General features: G+C 42.6%; 22 protein-coding genes and 1 pseudogene. 13 read left to right on the top strand and 10 right to left on the bottom strand.

Translation table 11 applies throughout. The features are described 5' to 3' along the window. The first annotated feature begins 22 nt into the window (after window positions 1–22). A complete protein-coding gene (gene ruvB, locus myaer_RS05340; RefSeq protein WP_046661285.1) occupies window positions 23–1,099 on the top strand; it encodes a Holliday junction branch migration DNA helicase RuvB in 1,077 nt (358 codons plus the stop codon). A 378-nt stretch (window positions 1,100–1,477) separates the two neighbouring features. After that, a complete protein-coding gene (locus myaer_RS05335; protein WP_046661284.1) occupies window positions 1,478–2,254 on the top strand; it encodes an RNA polymerase sigma factor SigF in 777 nt (258 codons plus the stop codon). A gap of 5 nt (window positions 2,255–2,259) precedes the next feature. Here the strand turns inward: myaer_RS05335 and myaer_RS05330 are convergent, their stop codons facing one another. The 3 genes from myaer_RS05330 to myaer_RS05325 form a co-directional block, all read right to left on the bottom strand. Continuing rightward, the gene (locus tag myaer_RS05330) at window positions 2,260–3,420 is read right to left on the bottom strand and encodes an aminotransferase class V-fold PLP-dependent enzyme (RefSeq protein ID WP_046661283.1); all 1,161 of its coding nucleotides are present in this window, start codon (window positions 3,418–3,420) and stop codon (window positions 2,260–2,262) included. An 85-nt stretch (window positions 3,421–3,505) separates the two neighbouring features. Beyond that, window positions 3,506–3,637 (bottom strand): hypothetical protein, encoded by a 132-nt coding sequence (locus myaer_RS22305; protein WP_268807320.1) that lies wholly within the window; start codon window positions 3,635–3,637, stop codon window positions 3,506–3,508. A 115-nt stretch (window positions 3,638–3,752) separates the two neighbouring features. After that, window positions 3,753–4,886 carry an RNA polymerase sigma factor, RpoD/SigA family gene (locus tag myaer_RS05325; RefSeq protein WP_046661282.1) on the bottom strand — a complete coding sequence of 378 codons (1,134 nt, stop codon included), beginning with the start codon at window positions 4,884–4,886 and terminating at the stop codon, window positions 3,753–3,755. 571 nt (window positions 4,887–5,457) lie between these two features. Here myaer_RS05325 and priA point away from each other — a divergent pair. Continuing rightward, window positions 5,458–7,947, top strand: coding sequence for a primosomal protein N' (priA, locus tag myaer_RS05315; RefSeq protein WP_046661281.1), 2,490 nt, complete (start codon window positions 5,458–5,460; stop codon window positions 7,945–7,947). A gap of 29 nt (window positions 7,948–7,976) precedes the next feature. Here priA and myaer_RS05310 read toward each other — a convergent pair. The 5 genes and pseudogenes from myaer_RS05310 to myaer_RS05290 form a co-directional block, all read right to left on the bottom strand. Then, window positions 7,977–8,465: pseudogene (locus tag myaer_RS05310) on the bottom strand (DUF4351 domain-containing protein); the annotation flags it as partial. Continuing rightward, window positions 8,381–8,668 (bottom strand): hypothetical protein, encoded by a 288-nt coding sequence (locus myaer_RS05305; RefSeq protein WP_103672694.1) that lies wholly within the window; start codon window positions 8,666–8,668, stop codon window positions 8,381–8,383. The gene myaer_RS05305 and the pseudogene myaer_RS05310, both read right to left, overlap by 85 nt. A 72-nt stretch (window positions 8,669–8,740) precedes the next feature. Continuing rightward, the gene (locus myaer_RS05300; RefSeq protein ID WP_046661280.1) at window positions 8,741–9,007 is read right to left on the bottom strand and encodes a type II toxin-antitoxin system RelE family toxin; all 267 of its coding nucleotides are present in this window, start codon (window positions 9,005–9,007) and stop codon (window positions 8,741–8,743) included. Between the two features lie 3 nt (window positions 9,008–9,010). Further along, window positions 9,011–9,208, bottom strand: coding sequence for a hypothetical protein (locus myaer_RS05295; protein ID WP_002755355.1), 198 nt, complete (start codon window positions 9,206–9,208; stop codon window positions 9,011–9,013). Window positions 9,209–9,364: 156 nt separating this feature from the next. Continuing rightward, entirely contained in the window at window positions 9,365–9,865 is a 501-nt protein-coding gene (locus myaer_RS05290; protein ID WP_046661279.1) for a hypothetical protein, read from the bottom strand. Between the two features lie 198 nt (window positions 9,866–10,063). Between myaer_RS05290 and clpS the strand changes: the two genes are divergently transcribed. The 3 genes from clpS (at window position 10,064) to myaer_RS05275 (ending at window position 12,743) form a co-directional block, all read left to right on the top strand. Continuing rightward, window positions 10,064–10,351 carry an ATP-dependent Clp protease adapter ClpS gene (gene clpS, locus myaer_RS05285; protein WP_002738526.1) on the top strand — a complete coding sequence of 96 codons (288 nt, stop codon included), beginning with the start codon at window positions 10,064–10,066 and terminating at the stop codon, window positions 10,349–10,351. Next, a complete protein-coding gene (locus myaer_RS05280; RefSeq protein WP_046661278.1) occupies window positions 10,344–11,162 on the top strand; it encodes a CPBP family intramembrane glutamic endopeptidase in 819 nt (272 codons plus the stop codon). Before clpS ends, myaer_RS05280 begins: the two co-directional genes overlap by 8 nt. Before the next feature lie 63 nt (window positions 11,163–11,225). Next, window positions 11,226–12,743 carry an ammonium transporter gene (locus myaer_RS05275; RefSeq protein WP_046661277.1) on the top strand — a complete coding sequence of 506 codons (1,518 nt, stop codon included), beginning with the start codon at window positions 11,226–11,228 and terminating at the stop codon, window positions 12,741–12,743. A gap of 11 nt (window positions 12,744–12,754) precedes the next feature. On the opposite strand, the gene myaer_RS05270 is transcribed toward myaer_RS05275, so the two are convergent. Beyond that, entirely contained in the window at window positions 12,755–14,653 is a 1,899-nt protein-coding gene (locus myaer_RS05270) for an Hpt domain-containing protein (RefSeq protein WP_046661276.1), read from the bottom strand. A gap of 265 nt (window positions 14,654–14,918) precedes the next feature. Here myaer_RS05270 and myaer_RS22300 point away from each other — a divergent pair, with 265 nt between their 5' ends. The 3 genes from myaer_RS22300 to myaer_RS05255 all read left to right on the top strand — a co-directional run bounded on the left by myaer_RS22300 (window position 14,919) and on the right by myaer_RS05255 (window position 17,357). Beyond that, window positions 14,919–15,053, top strand: a complete 135-nt coding sequence (locus myaer_RS22300) for a hypothetical protein (RefSeq protein WP_268807319.1) — start codon at window positions 14,919–14,921, stop codon at window positions 15,051–15,053. A gap of 1,314 nt (window positions 15,054–16,367) precedes the next feature. After that, window positions 16,368–16,955, top strand: a complete 588-nt coding sequence (locus myaer_RS05260; protein ID WP_004163689.1) for a hypothetical protein — start codon at window positions 16,368–16,370, stop codon at window positions 16,953–16,955. Window positions 16,956–17,156: 201 nt separating this feature from the next. Continuing rightward, entirely contained in the window at window positions 17,157–17,357 is a 201-nt protein-coding gene (locus myaer_RS05255) for a hypothetical protein (protein ID WP_046663609.1), read from the top strand. Window positions 17,358–17,490: 133 nt separating this feature from the next. Here myaer_RS05255 and ahr read toward each other — a convergent pair whose 3' ends face one another. Continuing rightward, window positions 17,491–18,495: an NADPH-dependent aldehyde reductase Ahr gene (gene ahr, locus myaer_RS05250; protein WP_046661275.1), complete on the bottom strand. Its 1,005-nt coding sequence runs from the start codon at window positions 18,493–18,495 to the stop codon at window positions 17,491–17,493. 572 nt (window positions 18,496–19,067) lie between these two features. On the opposite strand from ahr, the gene dnaK reads away from it, so the two are divergent. From dnaK to rsgA, 4 genes are all read left to right on the top strand, one after another. After that, the gene (gene dnaK, locus myaer_RS05245; RefSeq protein ID WP_046661274.1) at window positions 19,068–21,116 is read left to right on the top strand and encodes a molecular chaperone DnaK; all 2,049 of its coding nucleotides are present in this window, start codon (window positions 19,068–19,070) and stop codon (window positions 21,114–21,116) included. Window positions 21,117–21,345: 229 nt separating this feature from the next. Then, window positions 21,346–22,470, top strand: coding sequence for a molecular chaperone DnaJ (gene dnaJ, locus myaer_RS05240; protein ID WP_046661273.1), 1,125 nt, complete (start codon window positions 21,346–21,348; stop codon window positions 22,468–22,470). Between the two features lie 2 nt (window positions 22,471–22,472). Then, window positions 22,473–22,694, top strand: coding sequence for a sulfurtransferase TusA family protein (locus myaer_RS05235; RefSeq protein WP_002792863.1), 222 nt, complete (start codon window positions 22,473–22,475; stop codon window positions 22,692–22,694). Then, on the top strand, window positions 22,695–23,771 hold the full coding sequence (rsgA, locus tag myaer_RS05230) for a small ribosomal subunit biogenesis GTPase RsgA (RefSeq protein WP_046661272.1): 1,077 nt from the start codon (window positions 22,695–22,697) through the stop codon (window positions 23,769–23,771). It begins immediately after the preceding gene. The last annotated feature ends 465 nt before the right edge of the window (window positions 23,772–24,236 follow it).

Genomic DNA, 24,236 nt, shown 5'->3' with positions numbered 1-24,236 from the left:
TCCTAGACTCTTGATTGTAACAATGGCCATCAAACGATCGCATAATTCCCCCCCGGCTGCCGAGGAAAATCTGCTCACTGCCAATCCCACTATAGAAGAAACGGAAAAAGCAGAAGCGCAGATCCGTCCGCAATCCCTAGAGGATTATATCGGTCAACAGGACTTAAAGGCTAATCTAAAAGTCACCATCGCCGCGGCCAAAGCTAGACAAGAAGCGATCGATCATTTGCTCTTCTACGGGCCGCCGGGATTAGGAAAAACCACCATGGCTTTAATTTTAGCGGCTGAGATGGGAGTAAATTGCCGCATTACGGCCGCTCCCGCTTTAGAGCGTCCCCGGGACATTACCGGCATCCTGATCAATCTTAAACCCCGGGATATTCTTTTTATCGACGAAATTCATCGACTGAATCGGGTGACGGAGGAGTTATTATACCCGGCGATGGAGGATTATCGACTGGATGTGACGATTGGCAAGGGTCAAGCGGCGAAAATTCGCAGTATTTCTTTACCTCCCTTTACTTTAATCGGTGCTACTACCAAAGTTGGCTCTTTAACTTCGCCTTTGCGCGATCGTTTTGGCATGATTCAACGTCTGCGCTTCTATACAGTCGAGGAATTGACCACAATTATTCTCCGAAGTGCCACTATTTTTAATATTCCCATGACTGAAGCAGGTGCGATCGAAATTTCCCGTCGCAGTCGGGGAACTCCACGCATTGCCAATCGTTTATTAAAACGGGTACGCGACTATGTGCAGGTGAAGGGAGAAACTATGATTACCCCCCAGTTAGCCGCTGAGGGATTAAATCAATTAAATGTGGATTCTATGGGTTTAGATTGGACCGATCGATTAGTATTAAAGACGATGATCGAACAGTTTCAAGGCAGACCCGTGGGATTAGAAGCGGTAGCGGCAGCCACGGGGGAAGATGCCAAGACAATCGAGGAGGTCTATGAGCCTTATTTATTACAAATAGGTTATCTTAATCGTACTGCCCGGGGTCGCGTGGTGACGGCCGCCGCCTACGAACATTTAGGATTACTGGCGAAATTGCCGAAAAATAAGGATCAGAGTTTGCCTTTGTTTGAGTTGTAGTTTTCTAGATATTACAGCGTTTCTCCGATAGATGAGCTAAGTTTTTGCGTCTGAAATCCTTACTTCGGCAAGGTTTAATCTATACTTCACCTTTACGAGAAAGGCTGTAGGAATAATCCGGTTGCTTCTGTCCCTTCTCAATTAACAATTCTTATTGCGCTGACTAAATTACAGCGTTTTAGCTCATTTGTGTCTTTAAATACTGCCTTGACTGCGTGAAATCACACAAGTCTCTATATAAAGGCTGTATCATAATCAGAGTGAATGACATTGTTGTGATTGCTTTCCGCTTCTAATCTAGATGTATTGGGATTTGTCAAAGCTAATTGCAATAGTGATCCTTTACAGCCAATGGTTCTTTAAGTCTGTTAGCACGCTATGTCTGTCCTAAATAAAGAAAATCTTAAGCTGGAAACTCTTAGCCTGTTTCAAAAATACCAAAAAACAGGCGAGAATAAGTTACGGGATCGGATTATGGAGTTGAACCTAGGATTAGTCAGAAGGGAAGCTCATCATTGGGTCAATCAATGCCATGAAAATTACGAAGATTTAGTGCAGGTTGGCTGTATGGGGTTAATTCGGGCGATCAATCGTTTTGACAGCAGCAAAGGTCATGCTTTTAGTTCTTTCGCTATTCCCTATATTCGCGGCGAAATTCAACACTATTTACGCGATAAAGGTTACACGGTTCGGATTCCTCGCCGTTGGTTGGATTTAGGCAGACAAGCGACAAATGTGCGTCGGGATTTCCAAACTGTCCACAACCGTCAACCCAATGATACGGAAATCTCCCTCGCTTTAAATATTTCCCTCGAAGAATGGCAAGAGGTAAAACTGGCTTTCCAAAATCGTGAACCTCTTAGTCTCGATGCGACGGTTAATAACGATGAAGATAATAATACTTGTTTAAAAGACCTCATTCCCGATCCCGGTTATCGCAGCTTTCAACTTTGTCAAGAGGATTGCATTCGTTTACAACAGGCACTGGCTCAATTAGAAGACAAAACCCGTCATATTCTCGAATTTGTCTTCCTTAAGGATCTTACTCAACGGGAAACCGCTGAACAATTAGGTATTAGTGTTGTCACCGTCTCCCGTCGGGTGAAAAAGGGTTTAGAAATGCTCAAGGAAACTATGGTCCAGGAAGCGTTTTAGCAAAATTATCTTGGCTCCAATAGCAGGTAATTTAAAACCGCAGCTAAATATTCATACTGCTCGATCGAATTATAGTAGTGAGCAGAAATCCTCACAATTAATGAGGCTTCTCCCCAAGGAATTATCGGCACTTCAATCTGATATTTTTCCCACAGTTGTCTGGATAAATCTTCTGCTGTCCAAGCATAACTAGGAATTAGAATTGAGGACATCGATCCGATCATTGATTCTGGACAGGGATAATTGACCTCTAAGGCATGACAAAGCAAATTTCTGGCTTTTAAAACCAAATTATGATTCCTCGCCATCAGACCCAGTAAACCATCAATAGAGAGAGAATTTAAAAACTCGATCGCTTTTGGCACCGATAAATAAGCGCTGGGATCATCGGTTCCCATCCAAGCAAATTCTAACTGAAAACGGGAGCGATCTTGTCGAAGAGAATTGGCACCATGGCTAATAGTTAAAGGTCGAATTATTGCCTGTTTATCCCCGCGCACATAGAGAAAAGCAGCCCCCTTGGGACTACATAACCACTTATGACAATTAGCAGTATAATAGGTGGGATTAATTTCCCTGATATTAAGGGGTAAAAAACCTAAAGCATGGGCGCCATCGATGAGAGTATCAATACCCCGATTATTTAATTCTTGCACAATTTCTGCGATGGGCCAAATTAAGGCCGTGGGACTGGTGACATGATCTAAAACTACTAATTTTGTCCGGGGAGAAACAGATGCTAAAATTGCTTGACTAATTTCTAAAGGAGACTGCACAGGGAAGGGAATTTTAGCGATAATTACCTTTAAACCCCATCTTTTAGCTATATGTTTAACTGCATTAGCACAAGCATTATAGGTCTGATCGGTGATCAGAATTTCCTCATTTTCCTGAAAAGTTAAGGAATTTAACACCGCATTTACTGCTGTGGTTGCATTGGGAACAAAGACTAAATCATCGCTATTTACTCCCACTAAATCCGCTAATTTTTGCCTAGCAATATCTAATAAACCCTCTAATTCTCTCCCCAAAAATGCTAAGGGTTGCCTTTCCATTCGTTCCCGCAATTGTTGCTGATAATCCAAGACTATTCTAGGGGTTGCACCATAGGAACCATGGTTGAGAAAATAAATATTATCGGGAATTAACCAAGAATTTTTAGACATATTGAATTAAATTTGATTTTATTCAGAACTAGAAAAAATAGCTGAGAAATTGCCTATTATATTCAGCTTCTAACTACCTAGTATATTAACGATGAATAATTTCAGTGACAAAAGTTTCTCCATCTATGAGAGGATGATTTTCTGGAGATTGATATTTTCCCGTTTTCACTTTCTGTTGAATTAGATGCTCTTGTGGTGGGGGAAGATGTAGGTTCATAGGTATTAGGACTATCTACTGAGAAAATCAACTTTATCTTAATTTTAAGCTAAAGATCGACAAAAAAAGCTCTCCAGGAAAAAGGAGAGAGGAGAGAACGAGTTAGAAAAAATTATTAATGTAACCATCCTTTCAGACGACGTGCGACTTGAGGACGACGTAATTTTCGCATCGCTTTAGTTTGAATTTGACGTACTCGTTCCCGAGATAAATTGAACATTCCCCCCACTTCCTCTAGGGTATAGGGTTGACTGGTAGCTAAACCATAACGGAGGGAGATAACATCTTTTTCCCGTTCCGTGAGAACATCACTTAAAACCGCGAAAATTTCCTGACGCATCATCATCTCATTCATTTTATCTTCGGGAAGTTGTAGATCATCATCTTCCAACAGATCCACTAATTCCGTATCTTCTCCCTTCCCTACACGATGATTTAAAGAGAGAGATTGACGACGCAATTGTAATAATTGCCGCAATTGTTCGGGAGTCATTTCTAACGCTTCCGCGAGTTCCCGTTCATTGGGATTGCGCTGTAAATCTTGCTTGAGAATGCGCTGCGCTTTTTTGAGTTTATTGAGTTTTTCGACAATGTGAATCGGTAAACGAATCGTGCGCGCATCGTTAGCAATAGTGCGGGTGATTGCTTGTCGAATCCACCAATAAGCATAGGTAGAGAATTTATAACCTTTATTGGGATCGAATTTTTCCGCCGCACGGTTGAGTCCGATCGCACCTTCTTGAATTAAATCTAAGAAAGGAACCCCGCGATTTAAATAGCGTTTAGCGATGGAAACCACCAAGCGTAAATTAGAACGAATCATTTTCCGTTTAGCTGTTCTTCCCCGATAAAGACGGTTTTCCAGTTGACGTTCATTATCTAATTGTAAAGCGATCGCCCATTCCGTTTTCGTCGGGGGACGATGTAAATTTTCTTGCAGTTTTTGGCGCACTTCTTCCGCTTCCATCAGAAACTTAACCGAGTAGGCTAATTCAATTTCTTCTTCCGCATTAAGCAGGGGATAACGCGCCATTTCTTTAAAAAATGCCCCAACAGTATCTTCATTGCTGCCTTTATCGTATCCAGTTCCACTACCCCCACGAGTGGTTTTTAGGGTTTCCGGTAAAGGTTCAGTCAGATCTTCGTCAGTTCTTTCAGCAAAATCCACGCTGTCTAGTTCTAAAGGATTTGTCTCAAGGGCAATGATTTGATTAAAATTATCATCGGCAGCCAGTTTAGAGATTTTCATAAGCAGTTATGGATGGAGTGGGGTTATAATAGCGGGAAAAACTCAGTTCCCCCCAATGGGCTGATTGTTACATTGAATTTTCGGGGAGCAGATTTTTTAAACGTTTTCTTAATTAATGGCGGCAATTTCTGGGATATAATTGCGCGATTCTGTGTCGATGGTTACAAATCCCCGAACCAGACAATAAGATTTTCTGGTGAATGGGAGGAGCTTTTTGTGTTTCTACTCATACACTCTAACTAAGGTTTTTGGTATTTGACTAGGTAAGGATCACGCTTCTTAACAATCAAGATAGTGGTCAGCTTTTTATTACTATTTTTCGCTTTTTTTATTGAGAACTATTCTCAAGTTTTGACTAACTAGGCTGGGATTTAATAGCTAATAGCCAATAATTATCATTTGGCAAGATTTCACGCGCTAAAAATCAAAATTTGTGGGCAAAAAAGCCATATTTAAAGTTTTTTTAGACAAAATTAGCTAGTTTTATTCCCCCTCAAGCTTTAAACTATAATTTAAACACCCCATTCTCCCCAACCCCCAACCCCTAACTGATAACTGATAACTGATAACCATGCTCGATCGCTGTGCTACTCTAACTGTAGCGGAACCTCGCACACCTTACCAATTAACCACAACTGGGCAACCGTGGTTAGAGGTTTTGGTCGATCGCCCTTATCCTAGAGATAGTCAAGAGGATCAGCAAATATTAACCTATAGTATCCCCGGGGATTTAACGGTAGAAATCGGCGATATTTTAAGCGTTCCCTTCGGTTCTCAGGTAATTGGGGGAATCGCTCTTAGATTTCTCGAAAATTTGCCCGCAGGACTAGAAGAAAATCAAATTCGTCCCGTGGAAGATGTGATTGCTAAGGGTTTTTTTCCCGATAATTATTGGCAGTTATTGACGAAAATCGCCCAATACTACGCAACGGATTTAATCACCGTTGTTCGCGTCGCTTTACCTACGGGTTTACTGCGAAGTTCCCAACGTCGCATCAGATTAAAACCGGCAGCGATTCCCCCCGGTGCGGAAGTTTTTTGCACTCCCCTCTCCCGTCAGATTTTATCCCTGCTAAAAAATCAAAAAGAAGGCGATTATTCGGCGAAATACCTGCAAGAAAAAGTAAAAAATGCTAATTACGGTATCCGAGACTTAGTTAAGCGCGGTTGGGTGGAAAGTTATCTAGAAGCACCCAAAAGTCCTAATATTAAACAAAAAAAAGCTATTACCCTGCTAATAACTGACTTTCCTGCTGATTTAACTGAAAATCAGCGCAAAATTGTCGAAATTCTCCGTCATCAGGGGGGAGAAATGTGGCTGCCAGAATTGGCACAACTCGCGGGGACCAAACATTTTAAACCGCTCATTGACAAGGGTTATGTGGTGATTGAGGACCGGGAATTTCTGCGCTTATCCTCGGCGATTATGAGCAGGGATCAACCAAAAACACTCACTTCTAGTCAAAAACAAGCCCTAGAAGCCATTCAAACCCTGAAAGGTGGTGAAAGCGTCCTCTTACACGGAGTTACAGGATCGGGTAAAACAGAAGTCTATCTACAGGCGATCGCACCTGTCTTAGCAGCGGGTAAATCTGCCTTGGTTTTAGTCCCCGAAATTGGATTAACACCGCAACTAACCGATCGCTTTGTGGCCCGTTTTGGCGATCGAGTCTATGTTTATCATAGCGCCCTCTCGGAAGGGGAAAGATACGATACATGGCGACAGATGTTGACAGGAACCCCGCAAGTCATTATCGGGACGCGATCGGCGATTTTTGCCCCTTTACCCCACCTAGGCATGATTATCCTCGATGAAGAACACGATAGCAGCTTTAAACAAACCCAATTACTCCCCACCTATCACGCGCGTACCGTGGCTAAATGGCGATCTCAATTAAACCATTGTCCCGTAATTTTAGGCTCGGCCACGCCATCCCTAGAAACATGGCTAGAATCCCAAGCTAATCCCCGTCTTTACCTATCTTTGCCCGATCGCATCCAAAATCGCCCCTTACCGCGGGTGGAAATCGTCGATATGCGAAGGGAATTGCAACGAGGCAATCGTTCTCTTTTTAGTCAATCCCTGCGTTCATCTCTGGAAACCCTGCGCGACAAGGGAGAACAGGCAATTTTATTCGTCAGTCGCCGGGGTCATAGTACCTTTGTATCTTGCCGAAGTTGCGGTTATGTGCTAGAGTGTCCCCACTGTGATGTCTCCCTCTCCTATCACCACACCGAACCGGGAGCGCAGGAATTACTACGCTGTCACTACTGCAACTATGGTCGCATCCATCCGAAACAATGTCCTGAATGCGGTTCTCCCTATCTAAAATTTTTCGGCACTGGCACTCAGCGAGTCACCCAAGAATTAAGCAAAGAATTTCCTGATTTGCGCTGCTTGCGTTTTGATAGTGATACCACCCGCAACAAAAATGCTTCCCGGGAACTATTAAAACTATTTACTGATGGTGAATACGATGTCCTAGTTGGAACCCAAATGCTCACCAAAGGATTAGATATCGAGCGAGTTACTTTAGTGGGAATTATGGCTGCCGATGGTTTACTTTATCACTCCGATTATCGCGCCTCCGAACGCGCTTTTCAAACCCTAACTCAAGTAGCAGGGAGAGCAGGAAGGGGAGAAAGAGAAGGAAAGGTAATTATCCAAACCTATACCCCCGAACATCCCGTGATTAGAGCAGTGCAAACCCACGATTATGAGGGTTTTGTCGAGACGGAATTAATGCAGAGAGAGGGTTTAAATTATCCTCCCTATGGCAGTTTAGTATTAATTCGCTTTAGTGGTTTAGATGGGGAAGCAGTGCAGAAAAGTGCCGAAAATGTTGCGGAGGAATGTGTTAATAATTTCGGTCCCGATTGGGATATTTTGGGACCTGCACCCGCAACAATTATGCGCGTGGCTAACCGTTATCGCTGGCAAATTCTGTTAAAATTATCAGGAGAAAAGGCTGATATCGGTGGTCTTTTTCTTCCTCTGAAAAGCTTAGTTTTACCCAAGGTAAGTATGGCGATCGATGTGGACCCCTTAACTATAGAATAATCAAGGATGAATGAGATGATCGCCATTGTTCACGGATGCAACCAGTTGTCTAAATCTGCCAGATTGTCAAAGTCTAATAAAGCGAGTCCTAAGTCTTCTAAGCGCTCTACAGAAAGATTACGGATGGTTTCTTCTAGATTCTGGGGTATTTCACCGAAACGTCGCTGAAGTTGACGGAGGACTAAATCCGCTTCTCCCTGTTGTCTTCCTTGTTGAATACCTTGCTGAACCGCTTGTTCTCTATCCTGTTGGTAAAGTGGAGCTAAACGCATAATAAACTCCCTATCCTCCTGTGTTTTTTTCGATAACGCTTCTAAATTTCTACTCAAATTATACAATAAGTTTAAGGAAGCCGATTTTAGGGGATTATTCGGCGATAATCTCTCTAATTCATCGATGGCTCTCTCTCTTGTTCCTCCTCTACCCAATAATCTTAGCCATAATGTCTCTGGGATTGCGGGTAATTGATGAATGACGACAATAGCTGTACCGAAACCCTCCGGGAGAAAATAAACTCCTCTACTGCACAAACAATCACCCCTTGTTCTGTTTGCAATTGCTGATGAATTAAGGTTAACTCATCTTCCCTCCCGACAAAATTAACCGTACTTTTGCCCACATTACTAGGGACAGCTTGACGTTCTTTTGGTTCGGGAATATTCAGATTAAAAGTATTATTTTGATTGTTATCAGTTCCATCTTGCTCAATATTAATTTTCATTTTCAATTCTCTCTAAAAATAATTATCTTTGCTCAAAATAAATCTAATATAAAATTAATATTAATGAGGTCTTTAAGGAAAATAACGATACATTTCCTTTCGGTGTAGAAGACGAACCAAGGCGACAGTATCTTGCTCTAAATATAAACCAAGACGATAATCCCCAATCCGAATGCGATAAAATCCTCGATACCCTTGAATCGCTTTGACATTACGCAACTCGGTTAAACTTTTGGCTGATTCTATCTCCTCAATAATTGCCTGAATTTGTCGCTTAATTTTACGATCTTTGAGATTGCGTAGATCTGTCTCAAAGCTTTTACGAAATTCAATATTCATCTCTTATTCTTTTAACAGAGTCAAAATTTCATCACGACTGACATTGTTACTATCTTTTCCCTCTTGAATTGCCCTAGCCATAGCCGTATCTTCCAGCACTTCATAAATTAACTCTTTTAGTAAATCCTTTTCTTGTATTAATAACTCATAGAGTAACTCTTTTAATATTGGTTTTAACGCTTCCGCTTGCAATTCTGACATAAATTACCTCTTGTCTTTGATAATAACTATTTTCAATGATAACATTTACTAGGCTTATCTTTCACAGATTAAAGATGTTGTTCTGTGTATTACCGATTCCCGATTGACTAATATTAATTGTCCGATCGATACTGGCCAAGCTTTTAGAGGGAATACTTACTTTTTTAGCCGATTTTTCACCCCTGCAATCACACGATTAAATGTGGGAAAATAACGCTTAAAAGTTAACTCAGTATCTAATTCCGCCTCGTAGGTCAGGGAAACAAAAGGAAATATAGTAGATATGGCCGCTTTTAATTTGGCCGCTGCCGATCGCTCTGGTTGATTGAGTTTAGCCAGAATTTGATTTAATAATTCTAAGATTTGTGCAGAAGCAAGTTCCGGGGGTGGTTCTGTGGTAATTGCCGTCAATTCTGTGACAATTTCTGCTACCATTACCTCCGCATCAGGAAAAGATGCTTCTTGACTGTCGCTGGCGATTAAATCCCATTTTTCTCGTTCAAAATCCCGAATTTTTCGGCGTAAATCTTCGATCTGCTGCTTGATCCTAACTTCTTCTTCCGGTGCGATTGTAACTAAAGTGTCTCGCTTTCCCGCTAATTGTTGTTTTAAGCGTTGAATATTGTCTTCGAGGTTTTGTAATTCGTCAGTAGCCATGGGAAAATAAGCTTAAATTAGCCAATTAATTCAATTATGATCTATCCATCTAGAAATGTCATTCCCTTGGCTGTCCCCCACTCCCCAACACCGAACCCCCCACGGATCACAGAAAAAGCCTAGCTCAATCCGGAAATTTTGATTATGATCATTAGTAATTGACCTGTATTTGTGATATAGATTCAAAGGAGAGACACGGTGTCCACAGAAGTCATCGAAAAGCGTTCCACAGCGACAATCCGTAAACCAGCGCCGCGTTATCGCGTTTTACTCCACAATGACGACTTTAACTCGATGGAGTATGTGGTTCAGAGTTTAATGCAAACGATCGCCGGTATGACGCAACCCCAAGCAGTCGATATCATGATGGAAGCGCACACGAATGGTACAGCCTTGGTGATTACCTGCATCCAAGAACACGCGGAATTTTACTGTGAAACCTTGAAAAATAAAGGTTTAACCAGCAGCATCGAACCCGATGAATAAAAGATTACGCGTAATTGCCACTTACCCAGTCCCCCTGCGACTGGGGGTTTTTATTTTGCTCTTACTTTTTCTCTGGTTGCCGATCGCACTTCCCCTCTATCACTTTTTTGCCACTAATGCTAACCTAGTCTCAATTTTGACCCTTTCTGTTCTCTATCTGGAATTTTTGGGGTTATCCCATTGGTGGGGACGGACAATTTATGGCGATGAGGGATTAGCTGGTTATGGGTTGATTTGGCGAAGAAAAACGCCGATTGAGTTAATTAACGGCTTGGCGATCGGTTTATTTTTCACTTTCTCGCTTTTTCTGTCCCAAGCTTTCCTAGGTTGGTTAAATTTCTTACCCGCAAATCCCCAAATCAGCAAAATCATCCTAGAGGGGTTTTTAGTCGCTTTAGCGGTGGGTTTCGCCGAAGAATTACTATTTCGCGGCTGGTTACTGGGAGAATTAGAAAAGGATTATCGTCCCGCTATCGCTCTAGTGATTAGTGCCTTAATTTTCGCTTTTGCTCACTTTATTAAACCTTTAGCCGAAATTATCCGCACTTTTCCCCAATTTCCTGCCTTAGTCTTGCTAGGATTGATTCTCGGTTGGGCAAAACGTGGCTGTGGTGGTAGTTTGGGTAAAAGTATCGGTCTGCACGCGGGTTTAGTCTGGGCATACTATATATTAAATGTGGGTCAGTTAATTAAATACACTGGTACTGTTCCCGATTGGTTAACTGGAATCGATAAAAATCCTTTAGCGGGAGTGATGGGTTTATTTTTCCTGACAATTCTCGCTATCTGGATCAGAAAAAAGCAGTTTTGAGTGAACGATAAGCGATTAAATCAATTACTATAAAGGGGAAATTGCCCATCATAGCTATACCCCATGAATCGATTATTATCTTTTCTAGAATATCGCCCGCGTTTGCGTAATATCCTATCTTTTTGTTTCTCTCTTATCGTCATGCTATTGATCGGTGTAGGCAAAGTCACAGCACAAGATTTAAATAATTCTACTGTGGATTTAGTTGCTAATCTCTGGATGTTAATAGCCGGCTCTTTAGTATTCTTTATGAATGCGGGTTTTGCCCTGCTGGAAACGGGTTTTTGTCGTACTAATAACGCCACTAATATCTTAGCTAAAAACCTAATTGTCTTCTGTGTTTCTGCCTTGGCTTATTGGATGTTTGGTTTCGGTTTAATGTTTGGTAATACATCTGCACTAAAAAATAGTTTCTCTGGTGGTACAGGATTTTTCTTGGAAATTTTAACCCCCAATAATCAATACAGTCAATTCCAAGAGGTGTGGACAGGTCGTTCAATTGCCACTTTATTTTTCTTTCAATTAACTTTTGCGGGAACTGCGGCGACTATTGTATCGGGAGCAGTGGCAGAAAGGGTTAAATTTTGGGCATTTTTGCTATTTAGTTTCTTTTTAGTCGCTTTTTCTTATTCTATTACTGGACATTGGATTTGGTCATCGGAAGGATGGTTATATAACTTATTTAAGTTTCGAGATTTTGCTGGTTCAACGGTGGTGCATTCGGTGGGAGGAATGGCCGGATTAGTGGGTGCTTGGTTACTAAAACCGAGAGATGGACGCTTTGGTTATAATCGCAAAACCGATCGTTATGAAGCAAAAGAAAGGGGAAATTTTGCCCCCCATCAGTTAGGTTTTGCCACTCTTGGTTGTTTCATTCTTTGGTTAGGATGGTTTGGTTTTAATGGTGGTTCGGCGGTAAATTTGAATGATGTCCCCATAACAATTACTACCACGATGATTGCCGCTGCCACTGGGGGATTTTTGGCATTAATTTTTAATCCTTTAATTGGCCGCAAAGCCAGTTTATCCACAATTATTAATGGCATTTTAGGAGGATTAGTGGGGATCACGGCATCCTCAGGTTATGTTAACATCAAATCATCTATTATCATTGGTGGCATTAGTGGCATTATTGTCTTATTTGGAGGAGAATTTTTAATTAAAACTAAAGTAATTGATGATCCAGTGGGAGCAATTCCAGTACATCTTTTTTGTGGTTTCTGGGGAACAATAGCGGTGGGTTTATTTAGTAGCAAAGATGCGGGAGAATTCGCCAATGGATTAACAAGGGATAGTCCTATATCTCAGGTCGCTTTTCAATTTTTTGGATGGATTATAGTCATGGCATTTACTGTTATTTTTAGTTTAATTCTCTGGTTAATTATTGGCAATCTCCTCTATTATATGCAAATAATTGTTTTACGTCAAAAAAACCCACAGCTTAATTCCTCTTCTGTTGTCGGGAGTCAAACCTTCAATATTACTGACATATTCTCCCTATTTTGGTCACGGGGAAGGGAAGGAATCCGGGTATCATTATCCGAGGAATTAAATGGTAGTGATGGGGTGTTTAGTGATTGAAAAATTGATGTTTATTTAATAAGTTTTTGGCAATCTGGATTATCTTGCAAAGCTCGATCGATATCCGATTTCCAAGCTCTGTCATTATACCAACGTTTTGCCCAATATTGAGCGTCTTTAAAGTTATGGGAAGTTGGGGGGATTTTGCACAAAATTTCAAAACCACCTTCTCTACCCGGCACATTAGCCACAAAATTATCGGCAGCTAGTCCTATTGCTTGCTGAATTAACATTAATTCATTTAATTGAGTCCCACACTTGTCAGAAAACTGATTACCTTGTTTCCGTTTCAATTCTTGCAGTTGTTGAATATTCTTTTCTAAGCTAATATTAAAATCTCGTTTATCACAAATTTCTGGAGGTGGTGCCATCACATTAGGAGCATTTTCAGGAGTTTTTAATGACCAAAAAGTAAATCCAAGAAAGGCTAATAGTGCCAAGAAAGATAATATCTTAGTTAAATTAGCAGGAGAATTTTCCACATTAACTAATTTTTCTAATTCTTGTTTGATCCATTGAACATTAAATACCTCTTGATAAATTCGATTAGTAACTTCTAGATAGTCACCATTTTTAATAACTAATTCTGCTTGCTGAAGGTCCAATTTTTCGGGTTTATTATTAGCCAATACTCTCCCCTGCAAAATATCCTGATAGGTTTCTAATCTTGACCTAACATTTGCATCAGAATTTAAGAGACTGTTTTGTATTGTCTGGAGATGGACTGCCGCTTTATTTTGTAACCAATTTTCTACAATATGTTTCTGAATTAATTGTTCAATTCTTGGTTTTTCTTGTCCTTCGCGTAACTCGTTTTTATTGTCGATTAGCAAACGAATAACTATTTCGGTTAACTCCAAGTTACCCCCTGTCCAAGCTAAAGTTTCCTCAATTAAAGTTGCTCGTTGGTTTTCCTCAAATTCGGGCGTTAATTTTTCTTCAGCCAGTTGATATGCTTCCCTTTGACTTGCTATCTGTGCTTTTCGCCTGCCTGGGATTTGACTTAACTCTAAAGAAGGCTTTTCCGACCCATTAAGGTCCTGATTTTGACTCCAAGTTAAAGCTTCTTCTAAATCTTGATCGGGAAGAAGTTCCGGGGTACTAGCTACCAATTCCGCTTCTGGGTTAATCAGGATTTGTGGTAATTTGGCGGCGGCTAATAATTGCAATTCTTGACTGACGGTGATTTCTTCCCCGCGACCCCATTCTAATAAATCACCGGCTTGTTTTAATTCCCTAATAATAACCGGAGCGAGAGTACGATAGGAATGTTTGGGGTTAGCCAGGGCCGATTGGGCATTTTTAACTAAATATTGCCATTGTTGCTGTTCTGAAGCCAATTGAGACAGAGATAAAATTAATTTTTGTAATTGCTGACGGGAAGCGCTGGTTTCTTCCTGTTTAAACAGTTGTAACATCTGTTTGAGGATATCTCTAACGCTGATAGAAATAGAAGAGGCCGCCGCAATAGCTGGGGTAGATTTTCCCCGGCCGAGAAGATAGTTAAGATGGGCCTGTAATTCGGCAAAAGTAGCTTCACCGTTTTTAATGATCGCGTCAGCTTCCTCGGCTTGCAAACCCAAGGGACTCTGCAGCTTATCGATCAATATCTGAAGCAGATCATAACTCTTGAGCAACAAAGACTCTAATTTTTGATCCACTTCTAGGGGATTTTCTTTCAATATTGTGAAAGCATCCTCAAGACGGTGAGCAGTTTTTTGGATACTGCTATAGCCTAACATGGCCGCCCCTGCCTTGACGGAATGAGCGGCACGAAACATCCCGTTCATCTGTTCATTGTTGTTCACTAGATTGCCTAAGTCTAAAATCCCCTGTTCCAAAGTTTCCAGGTGTTCTTTTGCTTCTTCGATGAAATAGCCGAGAATTTTCTGATCGTTAGCGGAGTCCAAGGTCTTATCCCCTTTATCACGATGCTGTCTAGTCCTAGATTGCCCAGTTTTTCAGTAAATATATCAGGGACTCTTTAATCATTATAAATACATCAACAACTGCCTGTGAGCATCTCATGGAAAAATTAATGCGCTCTGGGGTTTGGGGGTTATACCTCCCAAAAGCTGGGATTGATTGATAAAATCTCAACTAACGGCCAATTTTAGCGGAGAGTTTCTCTTTAAAAATTCCAACTTAGTAGATTTATAAAAATGAGATGCCCCCATGACGGCATCCTCAGGTGATGTTAATATCAAATCAGCTATTATCCTCGCTGGCATTAGTGGCATGATTGTCTTATTGGGAGAATTAATTTTAATTAAAACTAAAGTAATTGATGAGCCAATGGAGCAATTTTAGTAGAGTTTTTTTGTGGTTTTTGTGAACGATAGCTGTGGGATGATTTAGCAGCCAACATCTAAGATAATTCTGACTTAAATTAATACAATATAGTCCCATATATACAAGTCACTGTTCGATTTTTTCGATGGATTATAGTCACGGTGATTACCTTTATTTTTAGTTTAATTCTCTGGCTAATGATTGGCAATCTCCTCTATTATATGCAAGTAATTGTTTTACGTCAAAAAAAACACAGGTTAATTCCTCTCCTGTTGTCAGTAGTTAATTCTTCAATATTCCTGACATATTCTCCCTATTTTAGTCACGGGGAAGTGAAGGAATCTGGGTATCATTATCCGAGGAATTAAATTGTAGTGATTGGGTTCGTAGCCTACGGACAATTACTGCTGTCTCCAGTCTATTAATAAGATATTAGAGTTGTCCAAGTAATTTTAAATATCCATTCTCGATCCTTGAGAAAAGAAACTGCTACAGAATAAACCCAGTCTATATAATTCTATCATTCCTCAATTTATTGATTTTCAACTAGGTAGTATTCGGGAATACATCCAACAATTAATCGGAAGATATGCACCAGAAAGAACGCGATAGAACTATCTAGGAAGATTAGACGCTATCATCGCGGGAGAATTTAGCGACAAGCATAAGAGAGAAAAATTAACATGGCTCTCCTAGACTGGTTATAGCAAATTAGTAGTTTAAATGAGCCTAACCCCTTAAATAGGCTGGAATCCAACCAAGCAAAAAGCTTTTTTTATTAAAATTGCTTTTTTGAATTCTGGTGAACTTTACTTGGCAAGGCTTGCGTGGATTATTTTCTGCTAAAATATCATAAATACTCTGGAAGAGCCATTAATATGGTTATTATTTACTAGGGGTTTTACTGATGAAGATATTAATAAAATTAGCAATGACCCAACACAATCAAAAATTTTAATAAGACTGCGAGCAATAGAACAGGGGAATAGTAAGATAAATTAAACGTCGGACTGTTAATTAAATACACTTGTACGGTTTCCGATCGATTAACTGGAATCGATAAAAATCCTTGAGGGGGAGTGATGGGTTAACTTTTCCTGACAATTCTCGCCCTCTGGACCAGAAAAAAAGTAACCGATGTAAAACCTAGCAGTTAGACTGTCTTCTCTCCCTGTCAATTCCGGTGTTTTGAGGGTTGTTTCGCCGATAAGTATCAAGGGGTATACTGCCAATATTTCCGATGATTGACAATTTTCTAGCGATCGAGCCTTTCCACTACGGAAATTCGAGTTTATGATAAAAAGAAATCCTCTCTCAGGTAAGAGCGGTAGTATGGCTTACTCGACACAGCAGTTAATTGAAATCCTCGAGCGAGAAATGCACGCCACTTGCAAAGGGGAACGTCTGTTACTCTCTCCGGCGGAGCGCATTGATAATCCGGTGATTGCCAAGGCGATCAATCTAGAAAAGGTGGGCAAAGTCTTCGCCTATCAGGATTTTCGCCGCCAAGTTCACGATTATCAACAAAAATATCAGGTTTCGGGCATTATCTGGCGTGTTTGTCAATGGGGCGATCGCACTCTCCGTTATCCCGAAATTCATAATCAATTAGTTGCCGTGGCAGGTGACAAGGAAATTCTCATGGCTGCCAAAGCCTCCGTTTTAGAGTTTTGGAACAGTATCACCCCTAATATGAATTTTTGGTGGGCGCTTAACTCCCGTCGTCCCATTTCTGCCGATTCTCTCGCCGAATTAGTTGCCCAGTCCGAATGGGCGGAATTAGATGTGGCGCGCACGGAATTATATCTCGGCCTCTGTTGGGGTAATCCTTTAGAACACCAGTATCAATGGGCGCAACCCTTTTCCGGTTGTCATCGCATTATCGCCGCCGTCGATGAACCTAGTTCGATTAAGGTCTGAGGGCGATTGATGTCTTGGGGTGTGAGATATGGGATGTGGGGATAATAAATAAAAGCTGCCTTCTGCCTCCTATTGTAAAGTTTTGTTAATTTTTCTGGGATTAGAGCATTTTGTAAAAATAGATACAGAATTGTATGTTATATATATTAATGGGTGATTAAAAAAGTTCAAAATGCGATTTGCAGCTCGGAGGAAATGATTATGTCTACAGAACAACAAGCTCGTGCCTTAATGATGCGTCACCACCACGCCGTCAAAAATCGTCAACAATCGATGTTAGACAGAAGTGCTTCTGAAATCGGTATTGACAATGACAATGGTTGCGGAGAAACCGTTCAACGTCGCTTCGCGGCCGACTTTTCTTCCCAAACTTATGATCGCTCTGGTGCTACTCTGAGTTAGGCTCTTAGATTTCGCCAAAGTGTACGCTTTCAATCTTAGAATTAAGTGAACAATCAGCCCACACAAACCGAGAGCGGAAGGTGTGGGTTTTCGGTTTTTAGAGATAGGGGTTACGTCCGGGATAGAGATGGTTTTATTTTATTTGCAAGACAAGGCGATATTTGGGTTGTCCGGTTCTCAGTTTTTCCATGGCCTCATTCACCCGGGAGATAGGATAGGTTTCTGTCACCGGTTCAATGCCATGGCGAGAGGCAAATTCGATCATTTTATTGATGGTACTGGGACTACCCAAAGGACTGCCAGAAATCGATTTTTGACCCATAATCAAGGGAAAAGCATAGGTATTCATCGGTTCAAGAACAGCCCCAACAATATGCAGACGACCTTTGGGACGTAAACAGGCAATATAAAGACCCCAATCGAGATTAACGTTAACAGTAGAGATGATAAAATCAAAGTAATTTTGTACCGATTGCAAAGCTTCGGGGTCTCTGGAATTGATAAAATGAGTCGCGCCTAATTCTTTGGCCTCCGCTTCTTTATCGGGACTACTGGAAAAAGCGGTTACTTCGCAGCCCCAAGCTTTGAGGAATTTTAAGGCTATATGGCCTAATCCACCAATACCAATGACACCAACTCGGGCCGTGGGTTTAATATTAAATTGGACAATGGGATTAAAGACGGTAATACCACCACAAAAAAGCGGGCCAGCTTTGGCAGCATCTAACTGGTTCCCCAGGGGAACTAACCAACTATGATGAGCGCGGACTCTTTCGGCAAAACCGCCATGGCGACCGACGATAGTTCCTTCGGCAGTGGCACAAAGGTTTTGATCCCCCGACATACAAGTTTCACAGGTGGAACAGGAACGGGAAAACCAACCCAGACCGACTCTTTGCCCTAGGTTTAATTCTTTGACTTTAGCACCAAGAGCGGCGATCGTGCCGACCACTTCATGACCGGGGACAAAGGGATAGGTGGTCAGTCCCCAATCGTTATCGAGCATACTTAGGTCACTGTGGCAGATGCCGCAATATTCCACCTCGATTTCCACATCTTCATCCCCTAATATACCCGGATCGTAGTCAAAAGGCTCTAGTTTCCCCCCTTTTTCTCGGGCAGCATAGGCTCTAATCATGATTAAGTCCTCTAGGATCGGTTTATTGCTTATCTTATCCTAAATTTATCTGAGTATGGCTTGCACTAAATCCTGTTTAAAAGGTATAGGAAAGTGGGAAACACCGGAGCGGGGGGAAACAATCCATAACTTGGGAGTTATACTAAATCCGTTGAGTATAAGCTACATATCAGGACAGGCAAAAGGCAATAGGCAATAGGCAAAAGGAGCAATAGATAATCAGTTTTTAATAACCAGATTTAGTATTAATCATAGTATTAAAAACGGATTTGATCTTACTAGCGATCGCCAAATCCCCAAAAGGGTAATTTTTTTATACTACAAAACAAAGTGCGGAATAGGGGCTAGAAGCATGAGCAAAATTCCTGGTTTTGGGTTACTCTTGATATATGGTCTACCACACCGATCCGGGCGGGCTTGCGGACTTTACCGACAAGTTTTGTTAGCCTCGGAGGAAAACTACCAGCTTTCATCCGAGGCAAGATTAGACGAGGTAAAAAGCCCGTTTCTAATTTGGGGATAATTTTTGTCAGCGATCGTATCCTATTAACTATCGTTATTATTAGAGCGTCATGGGAAAAGTCATCGGCATCGACTTAGGGACAACCAACAGTTGCATTGCCGTACTCGAGGGAGGTCAGCCGATTATAGTTCCCAACTCCGAAGGGGGAAGAACAACTCCTAGTATCGTGGGATTCGGCAAGGCCCAGCGCCTAGTGGGACAACTGGCCAAACGTCAAGCGGTAACTAATGCCGAAAATACCGTCTATAGCATCAAACGCTTTATCGGTAGGCGTTGGCAAGACACGGAGGCAGAAAGGGGACGAGTTGCCTATCATTGCCAACGCGGTCGCGATGATACCGTCAATATCAAAATTCGTGATCGGGAATTTACTCCCCAAGAAATCTCGGCCATGATCCTGCAAAAATTAAAGGCCGATGCCGAGGCCTATCTGGGAGAACCGATTAACGAGGCCGTGATTACAGTTCCCGCCTATTTTACCGATGCCCAACGTCAAGCCACTAAAGACGCGGGCATGATCGCAGGACTAGAAGTATTAAGAATTATTAACGAACCCACCGCCGCCGCCCTGGCCTACGGTTTAGATAAACAAAACGAAGATCAACATATCCTCGTTTTTGACCTGGGGGGAGGAACCTTCGACGTTTCCATCCTGAGACTGGGGAAGGGGGTCTTTGAAGTGAAAGCCACGGCCGGCAATAACCATCTTGGGGGGGACGATTTTGATAACCTCTTAGTGCGGTGGCTGGTGGAGAACTTTCAAAGCCAAGAAAACATCGATTTAACCAGCGATCGCATGGCGATCCAAAGACTGCGAGAAGCCGCCGAAAAAGCCAAAATCGAGCTTTCTAGCATGATTACCACCTCGATCAATCTCCCCTTCATCGCCGCCGACGAAACTGGCCCTAAACACCTAGAATTAGAACTAACTCGCGCTAAATTCGAGGAATTAACCAGAGAATTAGTGGAAAAAACCCTCGAACCCGTACAACAGTCCCTCAAAGATAGCGGACTGCAGCCTAGCGATATCAATCGGGTCATTCTCGTTGGTGGTTCCACCAGAATCCCCGCCGTGCAAGAATTAATCTCCCGTTTCTTTTCTACCGGCCAGATCGATCGCTCTGTTAACCCCGATGAGGCCGTTGCTTTGGGGGCAGCGATTCAAGCCGGAGTTTTAGGTGGAGAAGTAGAAGATATCCTCCTACTCGATGTCACCCCCCTTTCCCTCGGCATTGAAACCCTCGGCGAAGTCTTTACCAAAATTATCGATCGCAATACCACTATCCCCACCAGTAAATCTCAGGTTTTCTCCACCGCTGCCGATGGTCAAACTTCGGTGGAAATTCATGTTCTCCAAGGAGAAAGGGCTATGGCCCAGGATAATAAAACCCTCGGTAAATTTCTCCTGACAGGAATTCCTCCCGCTCCTAGGGGGGTGCCACAAATTGAAGTGGCCTTTGAGATCGATGTCAACGGCATCTTGAAAGTGGCCGCCAGCGACCAAGGCACCGGCAAAGAACAAAGCATTTTAATTAGCCATACTGGAGGGCTGAAACCGAACGAAATTGAAAAAATGCGCCTAGAAGCCGAAAAATACGCCGAATCTGATCGCCTTCGTCTGCAAATGATCGATATTCGCCACCAATCCGATAGTCTTTTCTATAGCTACGAAGTCACCCTCAGGGAAAACAGTCAGTTAGTCGCCCCCGATATCCGGCAACTGGCCGACCAGAAGCGGCAACAGTTGGAAATCGCTCTGCGCGACCCCTCCCTATCCCCAGAAAAGCTAAAAACCACCTTGGAAGAATTTCGTCAGATTGTCCTCGAAATCGGTACCCGCATCTACACGGGTGGACAAGAGCAAAACCAACCCCTTAACGGTACTGGGTTTGAATCGATCGATGTCACCGAAAAACTGACTCGACCCACCCGCACCCAAGCCACTTCCTCGAATACCTTCACCAACGGGCCAACCCTCTCCCGCACTAGAACCAGAACCTATAGTAATCTGGAAACTAAATCCACCCAATCGGACAGTGATGATGATCTCTACGATGGGGAAGAAATGAGCGCCAGTGACTACGAGGCCGTAGATTAAAAAGTGATCAGTAATCAGTTATCAGTGATCAGCTTTTTTCTCCCCACTTCCCACTTCCCCACTTCCCCACTTCCCCACTTGCCACTTCCCACTTCCCCACTTCCCAACCCCTAGCCCCCACCGAAAAAAATAGTAGGGATAACCCAACTAAACTATTATGTATACTTTGTTAAAGTAACAACTAGACCGAAAGTTTATTTATAAATTGCCAGCAGAACCATAGCCATCTATGCCCACTGATTACTACGAAATTCTAGGTGTCTCGCGAGATGCCGGTAAAGAAGACATCAAACGCGCCTATCGTCGTCTCGCCCGAAAATACCATCCCGATGTTAACAAAGAACTGGGAGCCGAAGAACACTTCAAAGAAATTAACCGCGCCTACGAGATTCTCTCGGAACCAGAAACCCGCAATCGTTATGACCGCTTTGGTGAAGCTGGGGTTTCTGGGGGCGCTGCCGGTTTTGATGCCGACAATATGGGCGGTTTCGCCGATATATTCGAGACAATCTTTAGTGGTTTCGGGGGCATGGGCGGCCAAACAGCCACCCGCCGACGCACAGGCCCTACCCGGGGTGAGGATCTACGTCTCGATTTTAGACTAAAATTCCGCGAGGCAGTGTTTGGCGGTGAAAAGGAAATCCGGATCCGTCATCTGGAAACCTGTCAAACCTGTAAAGGCAGTGGGGCCAGACCAGGAACCAGTTCCCACACTTGTACTACTTGCAATGGTACTGGTCAGGTGCGCCGCGCCACCCGCACTCCCTTCGGTACTTTTGCTCAGGTTTCGGTCTGTCCCACCTGTGACGGCGCTGGCGAAGTGATCGAGGAAAAATGCGACGTTTGCGGCGGTTCCGGACGCAGACAGGAAACCAAAAAACTGAAAATTACCATCCCCGCCGGGGTTGACAACGGCATGAAATTGCGCGTTGCCCGGGAAGGTGACGCAGGACTTAAAGGCGGCCCGCCGGGGGATTTATTCGTTTATCTAACCGTGGAAAACGATGGGGAATTTCAACGGGAAGGCAATGATATTAAATCGGATATCTCGATTAGTTATATCCAAGCGATTTTGGGATGTACCATCAAAGTTAATACTGTAGATGGCCAAGAAGACCTGACTATCCCTGCCGGTACTCAACCGAACACCGTACTGATTTTAGAAAATAAGGGGGTTCCTAAATTAGGCAATCCCGTCAGTCGCGGTGATCATCGCATTACCGTTAAAATCTCGATTCCTACCCGTGTCACGGGAGAAGAACGGGAATTACTGGAAAAAATAGCGAAAGTTCGCGGGGAAACCGTGGGGAAAGGCGGCATCGAGGGATTTTTAGGTAATATCTTCCATAAATAACTATGACTTTAGACCTGCGCGGCACTCCCTGCCCGATTAATTTTGTCCGGACAAAATTGCAATTAGAGAAAATGCCCGCCGGGGAACGGTTGGAAGTCTGGTTAGATGCCGGGGAACCGATCGAACAGGTTCCCACTAGCCTGACAGTGGAGGGTTATCAGATAGAATCGATCGAGGACAGAGATAGCTTTTTTGTTCTCAAAGTCTATCGCCCCGATTCCTAAATGGTAGATGCACAATTAACCGATTTATACGGCACAGTGGTGGCCGTACAGGCGAATTTCTATCAGGTACGCTTGGATTCTGCCGTTATGGGCGAGAATCTCCTCTGTACCCGTCGCGCTCGCTTGCAAAAAATCGGTCAATCGGTGATGGTTGGTGATCGGGTGCGCGTGGAGGAAGCCAATTTTGATGATCGGCAGGGGGTGATCGCAGAAGTCCTCCCCCGCAGTACCGAGATCGATCGGCCGGCCGTTGCTAATATCGAGCAGATTTTGCTAGTTTTTGCCCTTGCTGAACCTGTCCTCGATCCTTGGCTGATTAGTCGTTTTTTGGTGAAAGCCGAGTCCACAGGCTTGGAAATTGCCGTCTGTGTCAATAAAATCGATCTGGGGGAACCGAAACAAATAGAGGTCTGGGGCGATCGCCTAGCTGCTTGGGGATATCGGCCCTTTTTTGTCAGTGTGGAGAAAAATCGGGGATTTGAGGCTTTATTAGCACAATTAAACCATAAAATCACTCTCTTGGCCGGTCCGTCCGGGGTGGGAAAATCGAGTTTAATTAATTGCCTAATTCCTGAGATTAATCAACGGGTGGGGGATGTGTCGGGAAAACTGCAAAAAGGTCGTCACACTACCCGTCATGTGGAGTTATTTGCTTTACCAAATCGGGGTTTATTGGCCGACAGTCCGGGGTTTAACCAACCGGATATTAACTGTTCACCAGAACAATTAACTTTTTATTTTCCGGAAGTGAGACAGCGTTTAGCTTTGGGAAATTGTCAATTTAATGATTGTACTCACCGTCGGGAACCTAACTGTGTGGTGAGGGGAGATTGGGAACGTTACCAACATTATTTAGAGTTTTTAGAAGAAGCGATCGCACGAGAACAGTCATTACAGAAAACTAGCACAAAAGAGTCAAGTTTAAAGTTAAAAATTAAGGAAGCAGGTCAAGAAATCTACGAACCCAAATTAGCTAATAAAAAATATCGTCGTCCCTCCCGTCGCGGCAAAAATCAAGATCAGGAACGCTACGAAAATAAAACTCTCCAAGATATTTATAATGACGATTCTGAATAGAATCGGTTAGGTTGCGTTTATCTTCAGGGTTGCTTTATAAATAACCTCAGTTCGGGTTAAGGCTATTTTCCTACTCATTCCACAAAAGAATAGGGTTGACAGCGAACGAGAAAATTAGGGTTTTAGCTTATCCCGAACTCAGGTTAAATACTGTCTAAAGATGAAAATCTAACAGCAGTGATCAGATCATGGTATGAGCGGAGCCATAGCTTGTTCTATTTCTGGACTTTCCCGTTGACAAAAGGCCATAACATCTGCTGTAGGGGGGATTAACAGAATTTCCGATGTCCCGTTACCTGGTACAAAATAAGGAAACCCCTAATAAATCTAATAACTAAAAACGTCAATGGTGTCACCCTTCAAATTTAGACAATATTAATCTTATATTTGATTTTGCAGCTTAGGGAAATTCCTCAAATATACGGGGATACTTTACTTAATAAACTGCGCTATGTTAACTCAATT

It is taken from the genome of Microcystis aeruginosa NIES-2549 (assembly GCF_000981785.2).
GTDB lineage: Bacteria > Cyanobacteriota > Cyanobacteriia > Cyanobacteriales > Microcystaceae > Microcystis > Microcystis aeruginosa_C.
This window is presented reverse-complemented; position numbering and strand designations above follow the sequence as displayed.

What these genes read in the sequence shown, in the direction of transcription:
- myaer_RS05300 (WP_046661280.1), bottom strand. Translation starts at nt 9,007, where the DNA reads ATGAATATTGAATTTCGTAAAAGCTTTGAGACAGATCTACGCAATCTC.
- myaer_RS22300 (WP_268807319.1), top strand. Translation starts at nt 14,919, where the DNA reads ATGACGGCATCCTCAGGTGATGTTAATATCAAATCAGCTATTATCCTC.
- myaer_RS05235 (WP_002792863.1), top strand. Translation starts at nt 22,473, where the DNA reads ATGACTTTAGACCTGCGCGGCACTCCCTGCCCGATTAATTTTGTCCGG.
- myaer_RS05290 (WP_046661279.1), bottom strand. Translation starts at nt 9,865, where the DNA reads ATGGCTACTGACGAATTACAAAACCTCGAAGACAATATTCAACGCTTA.
- myaer_RS05305 (WP_103672694.1), bottom strand. Translation starts at nt 8,668, where the DNA reads ATGAAAATTAATATTGAGCAAGATGGAACTGATAACAATCAAAATAAT.
- myaer_RS05325 (WP_046661282.1), bottom strand. Translation starts at nt 4,886, where the DNA reads ATGAAAATCTCTAAACTGGCTGCCGATGATAATTTTAATCAAATCATT.
- myaer_RS05330 (WP_046661283.1), bottom strand. Translation starts at nt 3,420, where the DNA reads ATGTCTAAAAATTCTTGGTTAATTCCCGATAATATTTATTTTCTCAAC.
- myaer_RS22305 (WP_268807320.1), bottom strand. Translation starts at nt 3,637, where the DNA reads ATGAACCTACATCTTCCCCCACCACAAGAGCATCTAATTCAACAGAAA.
- myaer_RS05255 (WP_046663609.1), top strand. Translation starts at nt 17,157, where the DNA reads ATGTCTACAGAACAACAAGCTCGTGCCTTAATGATGCGTCACCACCAC.
- priA (WP_046661281.1), top strand. Translation starts at nt 5,458, where the DNA reads ATGCTCGATCGCTGTGCTACTCTAACTGTAGCGGAACCTCGCACACCT.
- ruvB (WP_046661285.1), top strand. Translation starts at nt 23, where the DNA reads ATGGCCATCAAACGATCGCATAATTCCCCCCCGGCTGCCGAGGAAAAT.
- myaer_RS05275 (WP_046661277.1), top strand. Translation starts at nt 11,226, where the DNA reads ATGAATCGATTATTATCTTTTCTAGAATATCGCCCGCGTTTGCGTAAT.
- ahr (WP_046661275.1), bottom strand. Translation starts at nt 18,495, where the DNA reads ATGATTAGAGCCTATGCTGCCCGAGAAAAAGGGGGGAAACTAGAGCCT.
- myaer_RS05280 (WP_046661278.1), top strand. Translation starts at nt 10,344, where the DNA reads ATGAATAAAAGATTACGCGTAATTGCCACTTACCCAGTCCCCCTGCGA.
- myaer_RS05335 (WP_046661284.1), top strand. Translation starts at nt 1,478, where the DNA reads ATGTCTGTCCTAAATAAAGAAAATCTTAAGCTGGAAACTCTTAGCCTG.
- dnaK (WP_046661274.1), top strand. Translation starts at nt 19,068, where the DNA reads ATGGGAAAAGTCATCGGCATCGACTTAGGGACAACCAACAGTTGCATT.
- dnaJ (WP_046661273.1), top strand. Translation starts at nt 21,346, where the DNA reads ATGCCCACTGATTACTACGAAATTCTAGGTGTCTCGCGAGATGCCGGT.
- rsgA (WP_046661272.1), top strand. Translation starts at nt 22,695, where the DNA reads ATGGTAGATGCACAATTAACCGATTTATACGGCACAGTGGTGGCCGTA.
- myaer_RS05260 (WP_004163689.1), top strand. Translation starts at nt 16,368, where the DNA reads ATGGCTTACTCGACACAGCAGTTAATTGAAATCCTCGAGCGAGAAATG.
- myaer_RS05295 (WP_002755355.1), bottom strand. Translation starts at nt 9,208, where the DNA reads ATGTCAGAATTGCAAGCGGAAGCGTTAAAACCAATATTAAAAGAGTTA.